At 24.5% G+C, this 3,281-nt stretch carries 3 protein-coding genes; all 3 read left to right on the top strand.

Translation table 11 applies throughout. From position 1 onward, the window contains the following. Nucleotides 1-353: 353 nt before the first annotated feature. Nucleotides 354-2,267: a BglG family transcription antiterminator gene (locus J7G74_RS11420; protein WP_297135420.1), complete on the top strand. Its 1,914-nt coding sequence runs from the start codon at nucleotides 354-356 to the stop codon at nucleotides 2,265-2,267. Next, entirely contained in the window at nucleotides 2,257-2,712 is a 456-nt protein-coding gene (locus tag J7G74_RS11415; protein ID WP_297135418.1) for a PTS sugar transporter subunit IIA, read from the top strand. The genes J7G74_RS11420 and J7G74_RS11415 overlap by 11 nt, the downstream gene beginning before the upstream one ends. A gap of 92 nt (nucleotides 2,713-2,804) precedes the next feature. Further along, nucleotides 2,805-3,281 (top strand): ROK family protein (locus J7G74_RS11410; protein ID WP_297135415.1); only part of this gene is annotated, 477 nt, incomplete at its 3' end.

The raw sequence follows: 3,281 nt of genomic DNA, 5'->3' as shown, positions 1-3,281 counted from the left end.
GGTATGAACCTAATGCTATATACCCACCATGTATAGAGGCATGTAAAGAAGTGATAGAGTATAAAATGGATTTATTCAATGATATAGACAAAGCTAAGTGTTTCTAATAGTATAAAATACTAATAATTAAATAAATTTAATATATTTTCTTTGGAAATAAAAGATAGTTGATAACTTTATCTGCTATCTTTTATTTTGGTAAAATTATATTTAATAAATTAAACAAATTATATACTTAAATGATATAGGGTATGCTATAAATTCTTTTATAAAACAGAAGTTTTTTAGTATTTTTTCCAAGTTTAGATTGTGATAATATACTAATAATAGAATAAAACAAAGGGGCTGCTTATATGGATATACTTATATCAAGACAAGTTGAATTTGGTAAGTTAATGCTAGAAGAGCGTGACTACAAAGCAATAAAGTATTTTACGGAAAAGTTAAATGTATCAGATAAGACATTACAAAAAGATTTAAAGATAATTGGTAAATATATTAGTAGATTTAATATTGATATAAAGACAAAAAGGGGACATGGAATATTAATAGATAGTGAAGCTAATACAAATATAGATTTAATTAATGACTTGAAAATTAATTTAAAGAATAAAAATAATGTATCAGTAGAGCAAAGAAGAGTAGAAATATTGAAAATGTTATTACTAAATTCAAATGATAGTACATCAATAAATCAATTATCAGAAAAGTACTATGTAAGTAAAACCTCAATTGTTAATGACTTCAAATATATAGAGGAATGGCTAAAAAGTTATAATGTAATATTAAGCAAAACTCTAGAAGGTACTAGAATTTTGGGTAAAGAAGCGGATATAAGAAAATCGATAGCAAAGTTGCTTGAAGATATATTAGATGGGCATGATGATGATTATGTCATACCAGAGTTTACAAGGCTTGACATATCCACATTTTCTGCATTATTAAAAATATTTGATCCAGATTCAATTATATTTGTGGAGACTATAATTGAGGAACTTGAAAAAAATTTAGATTATGTCATAAGTCAACCTTACTATATAAATTTGATTACTCATATATTAATATGTCTAAAAAGAGTGGGAGAAGGTAATCAAATAGAATCAAATGAAGATAAAATAAAATCAATTGATAATTTAAATGAAAAAGTATATAAAAATGTATTAATTTTAGCAGATAAAATATATGAAAGATATGGCGTTTCAACTAGTAATGATGAGATATATTATATATATAAATATATAGCATCTTCAGGATTTGGTAATACATTAGATAGTAATATATCTGTGTCTGGAAAATATATAAATAATAGTGAAGAATTTACTAATATGATCATAGATATAATGTCAGAGTTTCTTAATACAAATTTAAAAGAAGATGAACTCTTACAAAAAGGATTATTATTACATATCAAACCAATGTTAAATAGATTAAAATATGATATACAAATTAAAAATCCATTACTTGATGAAATAAAGGATAAATTTAGTGAAATTCTTGGATTATGTATATTATCAATAAATATAATGTCGCAATATTATGATATTAATAAGATAAGTATTGATGAAATATCTTACTTAGCTACATACTTCCAAGCTGCACTCGAAAGAACTGTTAGTAATAAACGAGTTTTAGTGGTATGTCATAGTGGTTATGGAACTTCACAATTGTTATCTACAAGGTTGAAAAAAGCTTTTCCCCAGTGGACTATAGTTGATACAGTGTCAGTACATAAACTAAATGAAATAAATAAAGATGATATAGATTTTATAGTATCTACAGTAGAAATAGATATAAAGGATAAAATTTATATAGTGGTTTCTTCATTATTGATGGATAGTGATATAAAGAATATTAAAAATATACTTATGGATAATTCTATTAATAATAAGAATATAGACTTGGGAGGGTTAGGTAAAGAAATAAAGGGAAATATATTCCTAAACTGTGAATATAAAAATATTAAAGAGCTAAAATTTATAAAACAAAATAATAATTTACAACGAGTTAGTTTATCAAATTATTTTCATATATATATAAGTAAAAAATCTGAGCCTAATAAGTTAATTACTACTATAGATAATAAAAATAAAGACATTTCTTTTTATCTTTTATGTAATGATTATAATTATATGAAAGAAAACTTGCTTTCAATATATAGATTATATACTTCAAGAAAATATGTAAACTATATATTAGAATGTGAAAGAGAAAAAGATATAGAAGAATTCTTATTAAATAATGTAGTTGAAAATTCATATGAAAAATAATAGTGTACTAGATAAAAATTTTATAGATTTAAATTTAAAGTCTACTACTAGAGAAGGTGTATTAGAGGAATTAACAGATATATTATATGAAAATAAAATTATATATGACAAAGATGGTTTTTTAAAAGATGTTTATATACGAGAACATGCAGGTTCAACTGGTTTGGGAAATCATATTGCCCTTCCTCATGGGAAATCTAAATACGTAAGAAAAGCATCGATTGTTGTAGGAAAAACTAACTGTGAAATAGAATGGGGAAGTGTAGATGGTTTGCCTGTAAGTTTATTTATACTTTTCGCAGTTCCAGAAGATGGAGATATTATTATAGAAGGAAAAGTAATTTCTAGTATATGTATTAAGTTAGCAGATGATGACATATGTAGATTATTGCTAGATGCTAAATCAAATGAAGAAGTATTTGATATACTTTATGGCAATGATTAAGATAAAAAATAATACTATGAATTAACTATATAGATGATCATATTAGAATAGTATTAAATTTAGTGAGAGAATTTAACCTTTTGGAGGATGAAATGGATTATTATATAGGAATTGATATTGGGGGAACTAATATTAGAGCTAGTATAATGAATCAACATTATACTATTTTAGAAAAATTTAAAATGAAAAATAAAGTTTATGATGGTCCTATTGTAAACTTAGATAATTTGTACGAAGAAATTAATAAAAGATGGATGGACTATAATATTAAATCTATAGGGGTAGGATGCCCAGGACCTTTAGATTTAAAAAAAGGAATAATTATTAATCCACCAAATTTGATTGGATGGGAAAATTTTGAAATAAAGAAATATCTGGAGGACAAATTTAATTTACCGGTAGCAGTTAATAATGATGCAAATGTTGCAGGATTTGGAGAAGCTATGGCTGGGGTAGCAAAAAATTGTGAAAGTGTATATTATATAACTTTATCAACTGGAGTTGGTGGAGGATTTATATATAAAGGCCAAATAGTTAACGGATTTAATAGTATAGCAGCAGAAATAAGT

The sequence above is a fragment of the Terrisporobacter sp. genome (assembly GCF_017888745.1).
Taxonomy (GTDB): Bacteria; Bacillota; Clostridia; order Peptostreptococcales; family Peptostreptococcaceae; genus Terrisporobacter.
This window is presented reverse-complemented; position numbering and strand designations above follow the sequence as displayed.

What these genes read in the sequence shown, in the direction of transcription:
- J7G74_RS11415 (WP_297135418.1), top strand. Translation starts at nt 2,257, where the DNA reads ATGAAAAATAATAGTGTACTAGATAAAAATTTTATAGATTTAAATTTA.
- J7G74_RS11420 (WP_297135420.1), top strand. Translation starts at nt 354, where the DNA reads ATGGATATACTTATATCAAGACAAGTTGAATTTGGTAAGTTAATGCTA.